The organism is Porticoccaceae bacterium LTM1 (assembly GCA_030252795.1).
Taxonomy (GTDB): Bacteria; Pseudomonadota; Gammaproteobacteria; order Pseudomonadales; family Porticoccaceae; genus SCSIO-12696.
Genome location: CP127080.1, coordinates 2,389,291 through 2,407,275 on the forward strand (window position 1 = coordinate 2,389,291; position 17,985 = coordinate 2,407,275).

Consider the following 17,985-nt stretch of genomic DNA (forward strand, 5'->3'; position numbering starts at 1 on the left):
CCTCCTTAACTGCTAAAAACGATTTTATCGCCTTCCAGAGTAGCGGAAATGGTATCCCCCGGTGCGAATCGCCCAGCGAGAATTTCCTGTGCAAGCGGATTTTCCAGCAGTTGCTGGATGGCCCTTTTCAAGGGGCGCGCTCCGTAGACCGGATCAAAGCCCGCATCCACCAGCTTTTCCATCACCTCCTCACTGAGCTCCAGCCCCAATTCGCGATCGGAGAGTCGACGCCGCAAACCAGCCAGCTGAATATCGGCAATGCCTTTAATCTGCTCTTTGCCAAGCGGGTGAAACACCACGGCCTCATCAATACGGTTGATAAATTCCGGGCGGAAGTGTGCACTGACCACTTCCATCACTTTTTCACGCATGATCGCCTGACGACCTTCGTTCATCAGTGAATCATCCTGTTCAAGTTCGCCATCAAAACTGATGGTGTCGTAGGAGCGGTCATTCACCAGCCCCTGAATCACGTCGGAGCCGAGGTTGGATGTCATTACCACCACAGTATTGCGGAAATCGACGGTGCGCCCCTGACCATCTGTCAGACGACCGTCTTCCAATACTTGCAACAGAATATTAAAAACATCCGGGTGAGCTTTCTCCACCTCATCCAGCAACAGCACCGAATAAGGTTTACGGCGCACCGCTTCGGTCAGGTAACCGCCCTCTTCGTAGCCGACATAACCTGGAGGTGCACCGATCAGGCGAGCAACGGAGTGCTTCTCCATAAACTCCGACATATCGATACGCACCATGGCGTCTTCAGTATCGAACAGGAACTCTGCCAGCGATTTACACAGCTCGGTTTTACCCACACCGGTAGGCCCGAGGAATAGAAATGAACCATTAGGACGGTTGGGATCGGACAGCCCGGCACGGGAACGACGCACGGCATTGGAGACAGCAACCACGGCTTCGTTTTGGCCAACCACCCGGTGGTGTAAAAAGTCTTCCATGCGCAGCAGCTTTTCCCTCTCACCTTCCAGCATTTTCGAAACCGGGATTCCTGTCCACTTGGAAACCACCTCGGCGATTTCTTCGTCGGTGACTTTATTGCGCAACAGCTGGGTTTCTTTTGGGTGATTTTCTGCCTCGCTGGCTTCCTGTAATTGTTTTTCCAGTGTCGGGATCACACCATATTGCAACTCGGACATACGCGCCAAATCCCCGGCTCGGTGCGCGGCCTCCAGTTCCAGTTTAGCCTGCTCCAGATCACTTTTAATTTGGGTGGCACCCTGCATCAAGGCTTTTTCTGCTTTCCAGATCTCTTCCAGGTCAGCGTACTCTTTTTCCACCTCAGTAATATCGGCATCCAGTTTTTCCAAACGTTTTTTAGCCGCTTCGTCTTTATCTTTTTTCACAGCTTCCCGTTCAATTTTTAATTGAATCAGGCGGCGATCCAGACGATCCATTGCTTCCGGCTTGGAATCAATTTCCATACGAATGCGACTGGCAGCTTCGTCGATCAGGTCAATGGCTTTATCGGGTAATTGCCGATCAGTGATGTAGCGCTGTGACAATCTCGCCGCAGCCACAATGGCCGAATCATTTATTTCCACACCGTGGTGAACTTCATAACGCTCTTTAAGGCCGCGCAGAATAGCAATGGTGTCCTCTTCCGAAGGTTCATCCACCATGACTTTCTGGAAGCGACGTTCAAGCGCGGCGTCTTTTTCGATGTACTGGCGATATTCATCCAGTGTTGTGGCACCGACACAGTGCAGTTCGCCACGTGCGAGCGCCGGTTTCAGCATATTACCCGCGTCCATGGCACCTTCGGCTTTACCCGCTCCCACCATGGTATGCAGCTCATCGATAAACAGAATAATGCGACCTTCCTGTTTGGACAGCTCGTTGAGAACTGCTTTCAGTCGCTCTTCAAAATCTCCTCGGAATTTTGCCCCGGCCAAAAGCGAACCGAGATCCAGCGACAGAATACGCTTATCTTTCAGGCCTTCCGGTACTTCGCCATTCACAATACGCAGTGCCAAACCTTCAGCAATGGCGGTTTTACCGACACCCGGTTCACCAATCAATACCGGGTTGTTTTTGGTGCGACGCTGCAATACCTGGATGGTGCGGCGTATCTCTTCATCGCGCCCAATCACCGGATCCAGCTTGCCTTGCTCTGCGCGCTCTGTCAGGTCGATGGTATATTTTTCCAGTGCCTGACGACTCTCTTCCGCTTCCGGATTGCTCACCGACTCTCCTCCGCGCAACGAGGCAATGGCCTGCTGCAATTGCTGTTTAGTACCAAATTTGTTGAGTGCCTTGCTGGCATCGCAACGATCATCAAACGCCGCCAGCACCAGGGTCTCACTGGCAATAAACTGATCTCCCTGCTGTTGTGCCAATTTATCTGCCAGGTTAAACCAGCGCCCCAGGTCGGGTGAAATACCAATTTCTCCAGTGGGATTCTGTACTTGAGCCACACGCTCCAACTGCTGCTCAAGCTCAGTCATCAATCCCTGCACATTAAATCCGGCTTTGCCTAACAGGGGTCGAACCGCACCGCCACGCTGATTGAGCATCGCCAACAGCAGGTGTACCGGTTCAATTGCCGGGTTATCGCGCCCAACCGCCAGAGACTGTGCTTCAGCCAATGCGTTTTGCAGAGAATTGGTAAATTTATCCAGTCGCATGGTGTATCCCTATGAAATATGGATTCTGTTGAGAATAGAGATAAGGTCGCTATAGCTGCTTTTCAAGCATAGACCACACGGATACCTGATCGAGATCAAACGAGGATTTAAATAAAGCGGGAAAAACGAACTTTAATGATTGCTTTTCCTGGCGGCCGAACGCTCTGCCAGAAGGTGAAAGACACTGGGAATATTACTGCGCCAGGCTGGCAGCAAATAGGTAATCAGCACCTCTTCAAACGCGACCCAGACGTGCATCAAAATAACCAGACGAAATGGCCATGGGTTATCAAACAACGTCATCCAGAAAAATGCCGGAGCCAGCAGAAGTGCGGTGCTTTTCGCCGACCAGGTGTGATAGCTGGGAAAAGAACCAAAGCGCCACAGACAGTAAATCAATGGCGGTAGTTGAGAGACAATCGCCAGCAATACAAACCAGCGTTCACTGTTGAACAGATCTGGCCAGGCCCACATCAGACCCAGAGCCATCGCACCATAGGTAAGTATATCGGACCAGGAATCCAGCCTGGCCCCCAGATCCGTCACTTGACCAAGCTTACGGGCCAAATATCCGTCAAAGCAGTCGGTTAACAACGAAAATACCAGCACCATCAGGAACGCCTCGCCCCTGCCGTGCCAGGCCAGCCAGAGCAAAACAGGTACCAGACCGAGCCGGGTAAGGCTCAGTACATTAGGGATCGAGAAGATCCGTTCATGTTTCAAATCCGGTTTGGCACTGTCCATGGTTTCTCTTATACCATGGAATTACAGATTTATTAACACCCAAATTTATCCGTTCGCATGAAGCAATATCACTGAACGACCTCAGGCAACACGAATATTTTATGGGTCGGGATAGAGTGTGGTTTGCTGTGGCCTTGAACTGCAAGCCACACTCTATCCATTCGCAGCGCCAGGTAAATTTGGCTGCTCTATCCTAGAATTAAGAAATTGAAGCAAATAAGATATTAGCCTTTGGTTAGAAAATACCAACGCACTATTTAAAGCGAATTAATACTGAATATCACGCCGAAACGGCGGCAGGGAATCCAATAACTGGCGCCCATAGCCTTTACTCACTACACGCCGATCAAGTACCGATACTCTACCGGTATCCTGCTCGGTTCGCAGTAGACGACCGCAGGCCTGAACCAGCTTCAGGGAGGCATCCGGCAGGGCTATTTCAAAAAACGGTTTCCCGCCACGGGCTTCCACCCATTCAGAGAGTGCCTCGTGGATTGGGTCATTGGGAACCGCAAAGGGGATTTTGGCAATCACCACATGCTGACAATAATCCCCTGGCAGGTCGACCCCTTCAGCAAAGCTGGCCAGACCGAAAATAATACTACCCTGTCCCTCATCAATACGCTTTTTGTGGCGCCGAAGAATTTCGGCGTGGGAGTAATCGCCCTGCACAAGAATCTGTTTAGTCATCTCATAGGGGAGGCCATCAAACACCGCCTCCAACTGGCGGCGAGAAGCGAACAACACCAATGTCGCTTCGTTGAGGTCAACCAGATCCGGCAGCTTGTCGATCAGGTCATCGGTATGAGCATGGTGGTCACTGGCATCTGCAATGGGCGGCACCACCAGTACCCCAGCTTGCTGGTAATCAAAGGCACCCGCCACCGCTTCGTAGCGAGCATTTTTAAAAGTGCCTGAATTGGCGCGAAAGCGATCAAAGGCGTTAAGGGCGCGAATCGTCGCAGATGTCACCACCACGCCAAAGGCTCTCTTCCAGAGGTTCTCTACCAGCATCGGTGCTGCAACGATCGGGCTACATGAAAGGCGAATATCCATATTGCCACCGGCTCCGGACTCAACAGTGAGCCAGCGCGCGTTGGGGGCGCTGCCATCCGCATCGGTCATTGCAAACAGCATCCAGAGGGAAGAGGTTGCCTCGGTACGGCCAAGCCAGCTACCACTGGCTTGATAGAGCTGTTCAACATCCACACGAGGAATAGGACAGGCCGCCTCCTCCAATAAATCCGTCAGGCGTTTGGAGAGTTTTTCCAGGCGGGTTTGCAACTGGGTAAACAGAGTACCCACTTCCGCCGAAGCATCCCGAATCGCTGGCCCTACATCACCTTGCGGAAAACGATACTGATCGCCATCACCAGTGTGGGCCATTTCATCGAGAATACCATTGAACAGCGGTGTTACCAGATTGAGCTGCTGCGCTGCACGGGCGGAATCCTGCTGTACCTGAACACAGAGGTCGTGAACATCCTCCAGCTCAAGAAAGCTGCTGCCGCTGGCTTTCAGTTGCTTTTCAATCTGCTGCAACCACTTGGCAGTGCTGCCTAACTGACATTGCGCCGCAAAATGACGCAGGGCGATTTCCGGCAGGCGATGACCTTCATCAAATACGTAAATTGTGTCTTCGGGGGGAAATAGTATCGCGCCGCCGCCCAAAGCCAGATCGGACATCACCAGATCGTGGTTGGCAACAATCACATCAGCTTCGGTCATGTCGTCGCGAGCGCGAAAGAAGCAGCAGTTGCGAATATGGCGACAGCTGCGCCCGGCACATTGACGGCGATCGACGGTCAATGGCTGCCAATCTTCCTGTGCAACCCCATCTGGCCAGCTGTCACGATCCCCCTGCCACTCATTGCCCCCTAGCGCTTCTGCCATGCTTTTGTAGAGCTTGACAGTTTCAGCACGGGGATTGAACTGCCACTCATCCGGGAACAGCCCCTGACCACTGCTGCTGGTATCCACGGCATCAAGACACTGTTCCAGTTTCAGTGGGCAGAGGTAGCGGCCACGGCCTTTGGCAAGGGCAAATTTGATGTTCCAGCCGGTGTGTTCGATCAGGTCGGGAATATCTCGCTGTACCAGCTGCTCCTGCAGGGAAACTGTCCCGGTGGCAATCACCACTTTTTTGTTCAGGGCGCGGGCTATGGGCAGCACTGAAATGAGATAAGCAAGGGTTTTACCGGTACCAGTACCGGCCTCGATCACACAGAGGCCGTTATCGGAAATGCGGTGTTCTTCGTCGTCCAGCTCGATCTCGCCAAGGGTGTTGGCAACAGCTGCGATCATCTGCTTTTGGCCGAGGCGCGGTTTCAGATTGCGCGCCTTGAGGAAAGCTCTATAGCCCTCCTGAATAGTACTTTTAAGAACCTCGTCGAGCGCCACTAGCCCTTAGACTCCAGAAGTTCAAGCTGACTCACCACCGGATTGGCATAGATGGCAATGGCGTACTCGCGATGCTCTGCAGGCATTGCGGCAATACGCGCCTCGAATCGAACCCTTGCTTCGCTCCACTGCTCATCACTAAGGTCCAATACCTTTTTGAGTGCATCTACTCGATCATCATTGCCATTGAGAAGCTCATAGGCAATCAGGTTAGTAGGGTGCTGGTGATAGTTCTTCAGCACTTGTCGGTCAATGGCTTCCGCAACCGAATCCGCCGACTCCAGTTCGTCACCCGCCAGCGGGCGGCCAAAGGCAACGTGGATATGGCCTTTCTGGCCAACGATGCCGTCGTAGATACTTTGCAGGTCCTCATGCTCGCCTTTCTGGTAACTACCCAGCTCTTTCTTGCTATAAAGCTCACGGGCTTTGCTGGCATCGCAAGGATCCAGCTCATAGGAGAGTGATACCGGCACGATATTTAACTCAGCAGCGGCTTCTGCAAAGCTCTGCTCTTTCGGCTTACTGAGCATGAGCATTTTGATCAGGGCAGTATCAGTACGATCCAGGCCATCTTTTGCACGACCTTCGCGCTGGGCAATCCAGATAGAGCTCTGTTCAACAGTGATTGAGTGACGGATATAGGAGGAGAGCTGCATCAGCGCCTGCAGTTTTTCACGGCGGCCACTGACCGAGCGCTTGACGATAAAACTCTTGTTCAGGCGCATCAGGTCGGAGGTAAACGGCTTACTCAGCAGGTTGTCGCCAATGGCAATGCGCATGGTTTTACGGCCGGCGCGATCCAGGGAGAGTCCGACCAGAGCGGGGTCCATGGCGATATCGCGATGGTTACAGATATACAGGTAGGATTTACCCCTAGGCAGCTGATCCAGACCGGATACGGCGATCTCCTCGCTTTGCTTTTCGATCAACGCCCACCAGTAGTGGCCTATAACCTTTTGAAAGCTGTCCACATCTGTGGCACTGGCAAAGGCTGCTTTCAAACGTTTGGCAACCAGCGGGCGAAACAGCCACGGCAGCAGCTTGCTGAGGCGAGGGTACTTCATCCCGGCAATAGTGTCGTGGAGCTCGGAATCGGCTAGCAGGCGATCCAGGACCGGTCTTACTTCCGCGTCATTGTAGGGACGAATATCTTCGAAATCGGTAATCATGTTGTTCTGTCGTATTGGGCCGCGGCTCAGCCTTGGCGAGAGTTAAACCAGCGCACGTCGGCACTGTACTTGTCGACCAGGTCCACCACATCAAGAATATGGGCGAACAGGGCCATACGGACCAATATTCCATTATCAGTCTGGCGGAAAATCGCCAGGTTCGGGTTGCTGTCCAGATCGCGATCCAGCTCATTGGCTTCAGCTCGGGAGTCGCGGGGCAGCGGGTGCATAATTACGGTGTTGGGCTCACAGTACTGGGTGTAAATCGCCTGATTGATACGCATCTTGCCGCGATAGAGGTCCGCCTCTTCAGAGCTGGTAAAACGCTCCTCCTGAATGCGGGTCGAGTAGACAATGTCTGCATGAGCAATGCCACTCTCCAGCTGATCAGTAATCACCACAACAATGCCGGATTCACGCATTTCCTCAACCAGTTCAGCCGGCATAGCCAACTCTACCGGGGACACCAGGGTTACATGAATATTGTTAAACAGCTTGAGAAGCTTGCACAGGGAATGAACTGTGCGGCCGAATTTGAGATCGCCGACCATGGCAATGCGAAGCCCATCAATTGTGAGCCCTCTTCCGGCCAGCTCTTTTTTGATGGTGTACAGGTCCAGCAGCGCCTGGGTCGGGTGCTCATTGGGGCCATCACCGCCATTAATGACCGGTACACGACTGCTGGAGGCAAAAGCGGCCACTGAACCGGCTTCCGGGTGGCGCATACAGATCACATCGCTGTAACCGGACAACACACGCGCAGTGTCTTCCAGCGACTCGCCCTTTACCACTGCAGAGCTGGAGAACCCAGTGGTTTCCCGCACCTCACCACCCAGCAGGTTAAAGGCACAGCCAAAGCTCACCCGTGTCCGGGTACTGGGTTCAAAGAACATATTGCCAAGAATAGCCCCCTCCAGCACTCGGGTTACGCGCTTGCGCTGGGCGTATGGCTCCATCAGATCCGCCGTGCGAAACAGGGTCTCAATGTCACTGCGATCAAATTGACGGATAGAGAGGATATGGGCGCCTTTGAAGTCCACGAATGTCTGCCTTTGAAGTGATTTTGCTGGGGGCGAATTTTAGCGGAATACGAGTTGGTCTGCGAGCTTGTCTTTTTCAAGGTGTGAAACGACAGAGCTCTCAATCGCCAACCTTGGTGTCTACTGTCATTCGAGTGTTTACTCCTTTCCGGAAGACAAGTTATTACAAGGGTGATCGATAGGATTTACCTATCTTTACGTTTCCAACACCCTACTTAACATTGCACTTCCCCATAATGGCACCCATCAACGTTACGGCGACAGCCACTTTGGAGAACCGACATGATTATGATTGCTGCTTTTACTGTTACCGGCCTGCTGGTTTCTGCAATTGCTGCGGATGATCTGAAGGCGGCTAAAGCGTAACGCACGATTTACCTACCCCCTTGATGTGATTTTCACAACTCGTTGCCCCGCTGGCTTTCAGCGGGGCTTTTTTTTGCATACAAAAACGCATTGTCAGACTGAGCCCTTGCCTGACCGGTACAGGTTTGCCCGATTTGTGGGTATATGAGGGCGGGCCTGTTCCGGTCAGGCAAGGGCGGGCTATGAGCACCAAAGTAACTTGCTGACGAACGCAGCTGGATCCTTCGCTGCGCTCAGGATGACGAGGGCATGGAGGCGGGAGGTGCCTTGCGTACCAAATGTGGAACGGTGCGTACAGCGCACCCTATATTGCCAACTTTACATAAGCTGTTACGGCAGAAAGGCACTTATCACAATATTTCATCTCCCCACGCCTGCAGTGCTTCGAGAATATTCCGGTCTCTTTCACTACAGGACGGGTTGGCAAGACACTGGTCAATTTCTTCATAGAATTTTTCCAGCGTAAGATAACCCGTGTCAGAATCATTCAGTAGGTGGAAACGCAACTCCTCCCACTGGTGCTGCTCCTCAGCACTCAAGGTTTCTGGAAAATTGCGTGCCCGATAACGAAACAGTAACTCACGATAGCGGGGATCACTGAACTGAATGGAGCCATCTGCCAATTGGGCCGGCGTGCTGTTACGCACCTCCTGTAATAGGGATTTATCATTGTCTGGCAAAAATCCGGCATACAACATGGTTTCAGGATTTGAATCATTTCTTTCTGCAACAGATGAATAGACCTGTTCCAGCTTGCTGCGTAAGTTGGCATTCTTGAGCAGGCGATAATTTTCCCGACACTTTGGCAGGTCAATTTGGTGCTTCTGAGCCGACTTATCATCAAGCAACTTCGGGGTAGCAACAACCGGACAGCGATTAAGATGCACGCCTTTAAGAGGAATACGCTGTTCACCTTCTTCCAGCTCGGCGTTCGGTTTATATAGCTGCTCGCGAATTTGATCGGCATTCATAGTGAGCAAGGGCTCAACTTCACCATTCAAATTGACGCAGATAATTTCATTTTTATTGTTGGGGTTTACCGCCAGCGGCATCATCAAACCTAGGTAACCATTTTCTCGTGGCAACCGGGTAGAGACGTGCAAAAAGGGACTCAGGTTGTATACATCCACCATACTCGCGACCTGTTGCTTGGTGCGGTTTCGGTAAACGTAGTCATATAACTTGGGTTGTTTTTGTTTAAGGAGTTTTGCCATCCCGATAGTGGCATACACATCAGAAAGTGCATCGTGAGCCGATTCATGGGACAGGCCATTAGCTTTGGTCAGCTCTTCCAGTTTGAAACAAGGCGAGCCATCCTCGTAATTTGGCCAATTAATTCCTTCCGGCCGCAGTGCTCGAGCCAGCCGAAACATATCAATAATATCCCAGCGGCTGTTACCGTTTTTCCACTCGCGCTCATAGGGATCAAAAAAATTGCGGTACAGCGTATATCGTGTGACTTCATCGTCAAATCGCATGCTGTTATAGCCAACACCGCAGGTGCCTGGCTGGGACAATTCCTGATGTATTCGGGCAATAAATTCAGGCTCCTTGAGCCCTTCTTTTGCCGCGGTTTGCGGAGTAATTCCGGTCACCAGGCAAGCTCCCGGCGATGGCAGTAATTCACGACTCGGCTGACAGTAGATCATCAAAGGATCACCAATAATATTCAGGTCTTCATCGGTCCTGACACCTGCAAACTGTGAAGGTCGGGTTCGCGCCGGGTCGGCTGAAGTAGTTTCGTAATCGTGCCAATAAAGCGTGGTGGTCATTAGGCTGTCCGGGGAGGTATTTTTATCGATTTGGCCACTCTATCAAAGCTGACTGAGTGTTTCATGCTATACCGCAACAATCATTCTTGGTGCGGTAAAAGGTGACGGAATTCCTATAAAAAACGGCGCACTATGGCGCCGTTTTTTTAGCTTTCCTGAGAATTAATCAGGCATCACTTCTGTGTAGGACAGCTCACCAATCACACGACGGTTACGCTGACGACCTTCGTCGGTGTCATTGCTGGCAATCGGACGGCTTTCACCGTAGCCAATCGCAGTGATGCGGCTGGGATCAATACCATAAACCTTGGACAGTTGATCCTTAACCGCTTTGGCACGGCGATCAGACAGGCCCTGGTTGTATTTATCAGTACCTACCGAATCGGTATGACCTTCCAACACCAGATCGATGTCTTCGTGAACTTTCATAGCATTGGCAATGGCTTCCAGCTCGTCACCATAGATAGCACGCACTACCGCTTTATCGAATTCAAATTCCACTTTCAGCTGAACGGTAATAGTGCGGACTTCTGGTTCCGGAGCGGGCTCCGGCTCTGGAGCTACGTAAGGCTCTGGTTCCGGAGCTGCTTCAACCGGAGCGACAACTGGAGCTGGTGCTGCACTGAAATAGCGAACTGCCATCATGTTGGCAACGATGTCATTGGTGCCATCCTGACCTTCACGAACCTTATGGGCCAGTCGGGCATCCATACGGAACTCCCAGTTATTTTCAAACAACTTGGAAATACCGAAACCACCCTGAACCTGCCAGGAGAATTTATCTTTGAGGTTTGGCTCCTCCAATTCGTAGTAGCTGGTGCCTGCTACGAAATATGGACGCCAGTTGTGGCGATTGGCCTCCTCATCACCAAACCACCAGTAACCATTTAACTGAGCGGTTTCCATATCATCTTCCATGACGTCTTGACCCGCCATCACTTCGAGCGCCCAATCATTGTGGAAACGATAACCGAGGTTCATTCCCAAAACGAATGAGCCGTTATCGCCACCATAACTATTCCGCTTGTCGTCCAGCAGGTAATAACCCAGGGACGGTCCAAGGTATACACCTTCGGTTGCAGCAGCATTCATAGACATCGCTGAACAGCTCAATGCAGCGACCCCGGCGGTCAAAGCAATAAATTTGCGCATAGCCATCTTCCTTTCTTGTAGGTATTCCAGTAAATAATAGCAGCAGATTTGAGAATTGCATCTCAATGCTATCGGTTGTTAATTCCGATGGAGTATGTATAGCAGTCAACAATACTGAAGTAAATCAGTAGGTGTGCTGATCCACCGCTCTTTCACTCTGCATTCATTTCTTCACTGTTTATGCATTTTCAAAAAAAAACGGGGCACTGATCAGTGCCCCGTTTTTTTAAAAGCCGCAAGACTTCAGTTTTGAATCTGCAGTGCCTTTTCTTCGATTTTGGCTTTCCAGATTTGAGGACCGGTCTGGTGAACTGATACTCCGGTGGAATCCACCGCTACGGTCACCGGCATATCTTTGACTTCAAACTCGTATATTGCTTCCATCCCGAGTTCGGGGAAAGCAACCACTTCCGCATTGGTAATGGCCTTGGAAACCAGATAGGCAGCTCCACCTACCGCCATCAGGTAAACCGCTTTGTTATCGCGAATGGCGTCGATGGCGGTCGGGCCGCGCTCGGCTTTACCAATCATGCCTATCAAACCGGTTTGCTCCAGCATGGTGCGGGTAAATTTATCCATACGGGTGGCAGTAGTCGGTCCAGCCGGACCAACAACTTCACCTTCGACCGGATCTACCGGCCCAACGTAGTAGATAAAACGATTGGTCAGATCCACCGGCAACTTCTCACCTTTGGCTAGCATATCGATCATTTTCTTATGCGCGGCATCACGGCCGGTGAGCATTTTCCCAGACAACAATACTGTTTCACCCGGCTTGAGGGACTGGACTTCTTCGGGAGTTACGGTATCCAGGTTCAATCGGCGAACATCTTCACCAACTTCCCAGGTGATGTCCGGCCATTGATCAACATCGGGCGGTGTTTGCAGTGACGGCCCAGTGCCATCCAGTACAAAGTGTGTATGGCGAGTAGCGGCACAGTTCGGAATCATGGCCACCGGCAGAGAAGCTGCGTGCGTTGGGTAATCCTTGATTTTCACATCAACTACAGTGGTCAAACCACCCAGTCCCTGAGCACCAATGCCCAATGCGTTTACTGCATCCATAATTTCCAGACGCAGCTCTTCAATGCGATTTTGCGGTCCACGCTCACGAAGTTCATGAATATCGATTTCATCCATCAGGGATTCTTTGGCTAATACTGCTGCCTTTTCCATGGTGCCACCAATACCGATGCCCAGCATGCCGGGCGGGCACCAACCTGCCCCCATGGTCGGCAGGGTTTTCACTACCCAATCGACAATACTGTCGGACGGGTTGAGCATGACCATTTTCGATTTATTTTCCGAACCACCACCTTTAGCAGCAACGTCCACTTCCACCTTGTCACCCGGAACAATCTGGTAGTGAATAACCGCCGGAGTATTGTCCTTGGTGTTTTTGCGAGCGCCAGCCGGGTCTTGCAGAATTGAAGCACGGAGCACGTTATCCGGATGCAGGTAGGCGCGACGAACACCCTCGTTGATCATGTCATCAACACTCATATCGCCATCCCACTGCACATTCATACCGATCTTGATAAAGACCGTTACGATGCCGGTATCCTGACAGATCGGACGGTGCCCCATGGCACTCATACGGGAATTAATCAGAATTTGTGCCATTGCATCCTTGGCTGCCGGCGACTCCTCTTTCTGATACGCTTCGTAAACAGCATTGATATAGTCGAGCGGGTGGTAGTAAGAGATAAACTGAAGTGCGTCAGCTACGCTGTCAATGAGGTCATCTTGACGAATAATGGTCATTAGAGGTCTCGCGTTTCTTAATAGTTGGCACCAGCCGCTGGACTGGCGACCGGTGCAGATTGTGATACGGAAGAGTTACTGCCTGTGAGCTGTTTACGCAATTGCAACAGCTCCTGATTAATTTGACGGCGGTATGCATCAATTGCTTCTACAGCTTCTTCACTGCTTTTAAGTCGTTTGTCGACATCCTGACGCCAGCGATTGAATGACTGGTCAATGGTATTGAGCTTGTCGGTGGTTTCTCGCAAGCGCTGCTGAACATCTTCCATTTCGACGTTGGCCGCCAGGGTACTGGCGCTGATCTCTGCGAGTTTTTTGCTTGCCAGATCCAGGTTTTTACTAAGTTGGGCTACGGTGTTAACGGATTTTTCAAGCTTTGCAATACGACCGGTATTCTTGGCAGCTGTATCCTTGTTACTGGCGATATCTTTTTTATTGATATCGTAGGAAACGCCCCACAGCTTTTTGATTTCAGCCCAATGCTTACCAAGCTCTTCTTCCTGCTCCTTGATCTTCAACTGCAGTGCCGCACCGGATTTACTGAGCGAATCATCGGTAGACGCAAGGCGAGCCTGCAAATTATCAAAGCTGCTCTGCAATGTAGTTAACTGCTGGTGTTGCTGCCAACCGAACCAGCCCATGGCACCGACCACCAATACCAGCACAATCACCAGAATCTTCCAGGTCCCACCACCATTTCCAGAGGGTTCGGGGCGAGGGCGAGCGGCCGGTTTAGGTGCACCAGCTCTGTTACCGCGGGCACCAATGCGCTCATCCTGATCGGGGACAATACTGTTAAAGCCGTTCTGATCTGCCATAGTCGCTCTCATCGTGATTGTTCGCCAAACGGGTCATTATACACCCCTGTCACTCAATACAAGAGGGTTTGAATGTGGAGATATCCTCAATTCCAATCAGGGCCTGTTAACAGGCTCTAACAAAAAAAAGCCGGCTAAGAAGCCGGCTTTTCGTCGTAGATTGCAATGATGCTTTACAGGCAGCTCAACACAGCCGCCATCACCGCTGCAAGAACGATGCTGGATGTGATAACACCTTTAACAGTTGTCATCGGCCCTTGTTTGCCGCAGATCGCATTAATCTCCAACAGCACTACAATGGCCAGCATAACGTACAGACCGGTGGAAGTACCTTGCGCCATGTCGTAAGGAATGTGCTTGGAACCAAACATACCGAGCAGCATAGGACCGGAGAACAAAGTATTGGTACGTGAAGCCAGCAGGGCCTTGGCACCAGCAGCAGCAGCGTCACCCTCTTTCATGCCCAGGGCAATTTTCTGGTTCGGCCAGATGATACCCCATACGTTCAGGAACATCAGGGTACCCATCAGGGCACCTACGGCGATGTAATTGTTAAAGCCACCACCCAGGGTGTACCACAGGTAAGCACCGGTCAGGAAGGTAAACAGCGCGCCCCAGCGGAACCACCACAGAGCGGCAGGTGCCAGGTGTTTTTTGGCGTCAGCCAGTGCTTCCGGTGTGGCTTTTTTGAAGTAGCCACCCTGGACAAAGTTGAAGTAGTAGAGGAAGCCGATCCAGGTGATACCGAACAGGCCGTGACCCCAACGGGCCAGAAACTCGATAATTTGTTCCATAGCAAAACCCTTTTATTGGTCTGTTTGTAAGTGGTTAGCCACACCCCGATGCCTAGTGATTTGGTTTTTTTATGGGTATGCAGCCTCTGAGCCCCTCCATTTTAGTTGCCTGAACTCTAAAATGAAACGGCTTTTCCATCCTCATTCGAAGCTACATACTTGGAAACCTGGCCCACAGTCCCATAAATTTTATCCAGAGTTCTAAAACTCATCGACCGGCACTGGACAAATATGAATACTTTTCCTTCTCTCAATAAAAGCAGTGGCGACTGACAACCTCAGCCTTTTTTGATGAATTGTTATTAGTGGAGCATCAAATACGTGAAAAGTCACTATGATTGGGTAGAGACTGGAACTAATTAACCTTTGAGATTAAGCAGCTAACCATTTAAATGAGTTTTTCTCTTTCGAGAAAAAAAACCCGGCAATGCCGGGCTTTTTTATAGCTGGAATAGTGAGCGACTTACATCATGCCGCCCATGCCACCCATGCCGCCCATTCCGCCCATGTCCGGAACGGCTGGCTTATCTTCTGGCAGCTCGGCAACCATCGCTTCTGCGGTGATCATCAGGCCGGCAATTGAGCCTGCTGCCTGCAGCGCAGTGCGGGTTACTTTAGCCGGGTCAAGAATGCCCTGCTCGATCATGTCAACGTATTGGCCGGTTCCGGCGTTAAAGCCGAAATTACCTTCACCGGCTTTAATCTTGTCGACAACTACTGAAGCTTCTTCACCAGCGTTCTCACAGATCTGACGCAGCGGGGCTTCCATGGCGCGACGTGCCAGGCGAATACCAACGGTTTGGTCTTCGTTGTCACCGGTCAGGCCTTCGATAGCCTGAACAGCGCGGATCAGTGCAACACCACCGCCTGGTACTACACCTTCTTCAACCGCAGCGCGAGTGGCGTGCAGGGCGTCTTCAACACGGGCTTTCTTCTCTTTCATTTCCACTTCGGTAGCAGCACCAACCTTGATTACCGCAACACCACCAGCCAGCTTGGCTACGCGCTCTTGCAGTTTTTCACGGTCGTAGTCGGAAGAGGTTTCTTCGATTTGGGCGCGAATCTGGTTAACTCGAGCCTGAATGTTCTCGTGGTCACCTGCACCGTCAACGATGGTGGTGTTCTCTTTGCTCATGGTTACGCGCTTGGCTTGGCCCAGATGCTCCAGGGTAGCACTTTCCAGATCCAGACCTACTTCTTCTGAAATTACAGTACCGCCAGTCAGAACGGCGATGTCCTGCAGCATGGCCTTACGACGGTCACCAAAGCCCGGCGCCTTACAGGCAGCTACTTTTACGATGCCGCGCATGTTGTTCACAACCAAAGTGGCCAGTGCTTCGCCTTCAACGTCTTCGGCGATCATCACCAGCGGCTTACCAGACTTGGCAACGGCTTCCAGAACCGGAAGCAATTCGCGAATGTTGGAGATTTTCTTGTCAACCAGCAGGATGAAAGGGCTCTCCATCTCAACGCTCATGTTGTCCTGGTTGTTGATGAAGTACGGAGACAGGTAGCCGCGGTCGAACTGCATACCTTCAACGATGTCCAGCTCGTTTTCCAGGCCGGAACCTTCCTCAACGGTGATAACACCTTCTTTGCCCACTTTTTCCATCGCTTCAGCGATCAGGTCACCAACCACATTGTCGCTGTTGGCAGAGATGGTGCCCACTTGCGCGATAGCTTTGGAGTCGGTGCACGGCTTGGAGATCTTGGCGATTTCAGCAACGGCAGCGGCTACGGCTTTGTCGATACCGCGTTTCAGGTCCATCGGGTTCATACCGGCGGCTACTGACTTGAGGCCTTCGTTGAGGATCGCCTGGGCCAGAACAGTAGAGGTAGTAGTACCGTCACCAGCTTCGTCAGACGCTTTGCTGGCAACTTCTTTTACCATCTGGGCGCCCATATTTTCGAACCTGTCTTTCAATTCGATCTCTTTAGCTACAGATACACCGTCTTTGGTAACGGTCGGCGCACCGAAGCTCTTTTCCAGAACAACGTTACGGCCTTTCGGGCCCAGGGTTACTTTAACGGCGTTCGCCAGGGTGTTTACACCGGCCAACATTTTCTGACGAGCGTCGTCAGCAAATTTTACTTCTTTAGCTGCCATGATTTTCTTTCCTTAATCTGTTGCGTTGTGATTAATCGAGGCTTAAGTCTCAATTACGCCAAAAATTTTTTCTCTTGGCGCCAGGCTTACGCCTCAATGACACCAAAAATTTTTTCTCTTGGCGCCAGGCTTACGCCTCAATGACACCAAAAATTTTTTCTCTTGGCGCCAGGCTTACGCCTCAATGACACCAAAAATTTCATTCTCGCTCATGATGATCAGTTCTTCGCCGTCCACTTTGACGGTGTTGCTGCCGGCGTAAGGGCCAAATACAACCTGATCACCTACTTTCACAGATACTGGGCGAACTTCGCCGTTATCCAGTACTTTGCCCTCACCCACGGCAACTACTTCGCCCTGGTTGGGTTTTTCCTTGGCAGCGCCCGGCAGCAGGATGCCACCAGCAGTTTTCTCTTCCTCTTCCTTGCGGCGAACTACGACGCGGTCGTACAACGGACGAATTTTCATTTCAGCTGTCTCCAACTTTTTCAGAACAATCAAATATTGGTGTATTGCTACATGTGTAGTGCGAGCTGACGCTTCGCGATGTAATGCTAGATGGTGTCGTCTCAAGCGTTTTCAAGGCCGACACCGAAATTTTTAGCCCGGTTATGAGGGCAATGGCTATTTCGGGGCTAAGTAGAGAATTTCAAGGGGATAATCAGCCTGAGAACTCAATCCTCACGACGATAATCCCCCTCCAGAACATTTGAATCATTGCGCGACGACTTGGTCTCGGTGCGATGTTCGTAAACCTGGCCACCCTGCCAGCTTGTGTGACTGGTAACGGTCATTCGGGTACTGAGTTTCTTGAACAGCCAACGGCGAAAGGCGGGCGTCAATCCGGCAAAACCGATGGCATCGGTGACAAACCCCGGGGTCAGCAGCAGCGCGCCGCTCACCGCCAACATCAACCCCTCAACCATCTCCTGGGCCGGCAGCTCGCCACGCTGCATCTTCAGGTTGCTGCGACTGAGGGTATCAAAGCCTTGCTTGCGCAACATAGCAAAACCGATAGCGGCAGTGAGCAGCACCAGTCCGATGGTCGGCGCCGCGCCTATCACGCCACCCACTTCGATCAGCAGCCACATCTCGACAATGGGCATAACAATAAACAGCAACAACAGTGCGCGCATGGCGTGACCTCGAAAGGTTAGAGGATTTGTTTAGGCAATATTGTCTATGTGGCGACGATTGGCGATTTTTCAACCATG

Annotated in this window: 13 protein-coding genes; all 13 read right to left on the bottom strand. The window is 51.5% G+C overall.

The features are described 5' to 3' along the window. Window positions 1-5: 5 nt before the first annotated feature. The 13 genes from clpB to QP938_10500 all read right to left on the bottom strand — a co-directional run bounded on the left by clpB (window position 6) and on the right by QP938_10500 (window position 17,907). Window positions 6-2,645 (bottom strand): ATP-dependent chaperone ClpB, encoded by a 2,640-nt coding sequence (gene clpB, locus QP938_10440; GenBank protein ID WIO73708.1) that lies wholly within the window; start codon window positions 2,643-2,645, stop codon window positions 6-8. A gap of 132 nt (window positions 2,646-2,777) precedes the next feature. Beyond that, window positions 2,778-3,389, bottom strand: coding sequence for a CDP-alcohol phosphatidyltransferase family protein (locus QP938_10445; GenBank protein ID WIO73709.1), 612 nt, complete (start codon window positions 3,387-3,389; stop codon window positions 2,778-2,780). Window positions 3,390-3,656: 267 nt separating this feature from the next. Then, window positions 3,657-5,789 carry an ATP-dependent DNA helicase DinG gene (dinG, locus tag QP938_10450; protein WIO73710.1) on the bottom strand — a complete coding sequence of 711 codons (2,133 nt, stop codon included), beginning with the start codon at window positions 5,787-5,789 and terminating at the stop codon, window positions 3,657-3,659. Continuing rightward, window positions 5,789-6,955, bottom strand: coding sequence for a 1-acyl-sn-glycerol-3-phosphate acyltransferase (locus QP938_10455; GenBank protein WIO75656.1), 1,167 nt, complete (start codon window positions 6,953-6,955; stop codon window positions 5,789-5,791). Before QP938_10455 ends, dinG begins: the two co-directional genes overlap by 1 nt. 29 nt (window positions 6,956-6,984) lie before the next feature. After that, window positions 6,985-7,998 (bottom strand): aspartate carbamoyltransferase, encoded by a 1,014-nt coding sequence (locus QP938_10460; protein WIO73711.1) that lies wholly within the window; start codon window positions 7,996-7,998, stop codon window positions 6,985-6,987. Between the two features lie 716 nt (window positions 7,999-8,714). After that, the gene (gene sbcB, locus QP938_10465) at window positions 8,715-10,136 is read right to left on the bottom strand and encodes an exodeoxyribonuclease I (protein WIO73712.1); all 1,422 of its coding nucleotides are present in this window, start codon (window positions 10,134-10,136) and stop codon (window positions 8,715-8,717) included. Between the two features lie 162 nt (window positions 10,137-10,298). Beyond that, a complete protein-coding gene (locus QP938_10470; GenBank protein ID WIO73713.1) occupies window positions 10,299-11,288 on the bottom strand; it encodes an OmpA family protein in 990 nt (329 codons plus the stop codon). Window positions 11,289-11,531: 243 nt separating this feature from the next. After that, window positions 11,532-13,052, bottom strand: a complete 1,521-nt coding sequence (locus tag QP938_10475) for a fumarate hydratase (GenBank protein WIO73714.1) — start codon at window positions 13,050-13,052, stop codon at window positions 11,532-11,534. Window positions 13,053-13,069: 17 nt separating this feature from the next. Then, window positions 13,070-13,870, bottom strand: coding sequence for a hypothetical protein (locus QP938_10480; GenBank protein ID WIO73715.1), 801 nt, complete (start codon window positions 13,868-13,870; stop codon window positions 13,070-13,072). A 173-nt stretch (window positions 13,871-14,043) separates the two neighbouring features. Continuing rightward, entirely contained in the window at window positions 14,044-14,664 is a 621-nt protein-coding gene (locus tag QP938_10485) for a urate hydroxylase PuuD (GenBank protein WIO73716.1), read from the bottom strand. A gap of 463 nt (window positions 14,665-15,127) precedes the next feature. Further along, window positions 15,128-16,771: a chaperonin GroEL gene (gene groL / locus QP938_10490; protein WIO73717.1), complete on the bottom strand. Its 1,644-nt coding sequence runs from the start codon at window positions 16,769-16,771 to the stop codon at window positions 15,128-15,130. Between the two features lie 174 nt (window positions 16,772-16,945). Beyond that, on the bottom strand, window positions 16,946-17,239 hold the full coding sequence (locus QP938_10495; protein WIO73718.1) for a co-chaperone GroES: 294 nt from the start codon (window positions 17,237-17,239) through the stop codon (window positions 16,946-16,948). 206 nt (window positions 17,240-17,445) lie between these two features. Continuing rightward, window positions 17,446-17,907 (bottom strand): FxsA family protein, encoded by a 462-nt coding sequence (locus tag QP938_10500; protein ID WIO73719.1) that lies wholly within the window; start codon window positions 17,905-17,907, stop codon window positions 17,446-17,448. Window positions 17,908-17,985 lie beyond the last annotated feature (78 nt).

Bases quoted from the DNA above. Each gene is read 5' to 3' on its own strand.
- clpB (WIO73708.1), bottom strand. From the start codon at position 2,645: ATGCGACTGGATAAATTTACCAATTCTCTGCAAAACGCATTGGCTGAA.
- QP938_10445 (WIO73709.1), bottom strand. From the start codon at position 3,389: ATGGACAGTGCCAAACCGGATTTGAAACATGAACGGATCTTCTCGATC.
- sbcB (WIO73712.1), bottom strand. From the start codon at position 10,136: ATGACCACCACGCTTTATTGGCACGATTACGAAACTACTTCAGCCGAC.
- QP938_10470 (WIO73713.1), bottom strand. From the start codon at position 11,288: ATGCGCAAATTTATTGCTTTGACCGCCGGGGTCGCTGCATTGAGCTGT.
- QP938_10475 (WIO73714.1), bottom strand. From the start codon at position 13,052: ATGACCATTATTCGTCAAGATGACCTCATTGACAGCGTAGCTGACGCA.
- QP938_10480 (WIO73715.1), bottom strand. From the start codon at position 13,870: ATGGCAGATCAGAACGGCTTTAACAGTATTGTCCCCGATCAGGATGAG.
- QP938_10485 (WIO73716.1), bottom strand. From the start codon at position 14,664: ATGGAACAAATTATCGAGTTTCTGGCCCGTTGGGGTCACGGCCTGTTC.
- groL (WIO73717.1), bottom strand. From the start codon at position 16,771: ATGGCAGCTAAAGAAGTAAAATTTGCTGACGACGCTCGTCAGAAAATG.
- QP938_10495 (WIO73718.1), bottom strand. From the start codon at position 17,239: ATGAAAATTCGTCCGTTGTACGACCGCGTCGTAGTTCGCCGCAAGGAA.
- QP938_10500 (WIO73719.1), bottom strand. From the start codon at position 17,907: ATGCGCGCACTGTTGTTGCTGTTTATTGTTATGCCCATTGTCGAGATG.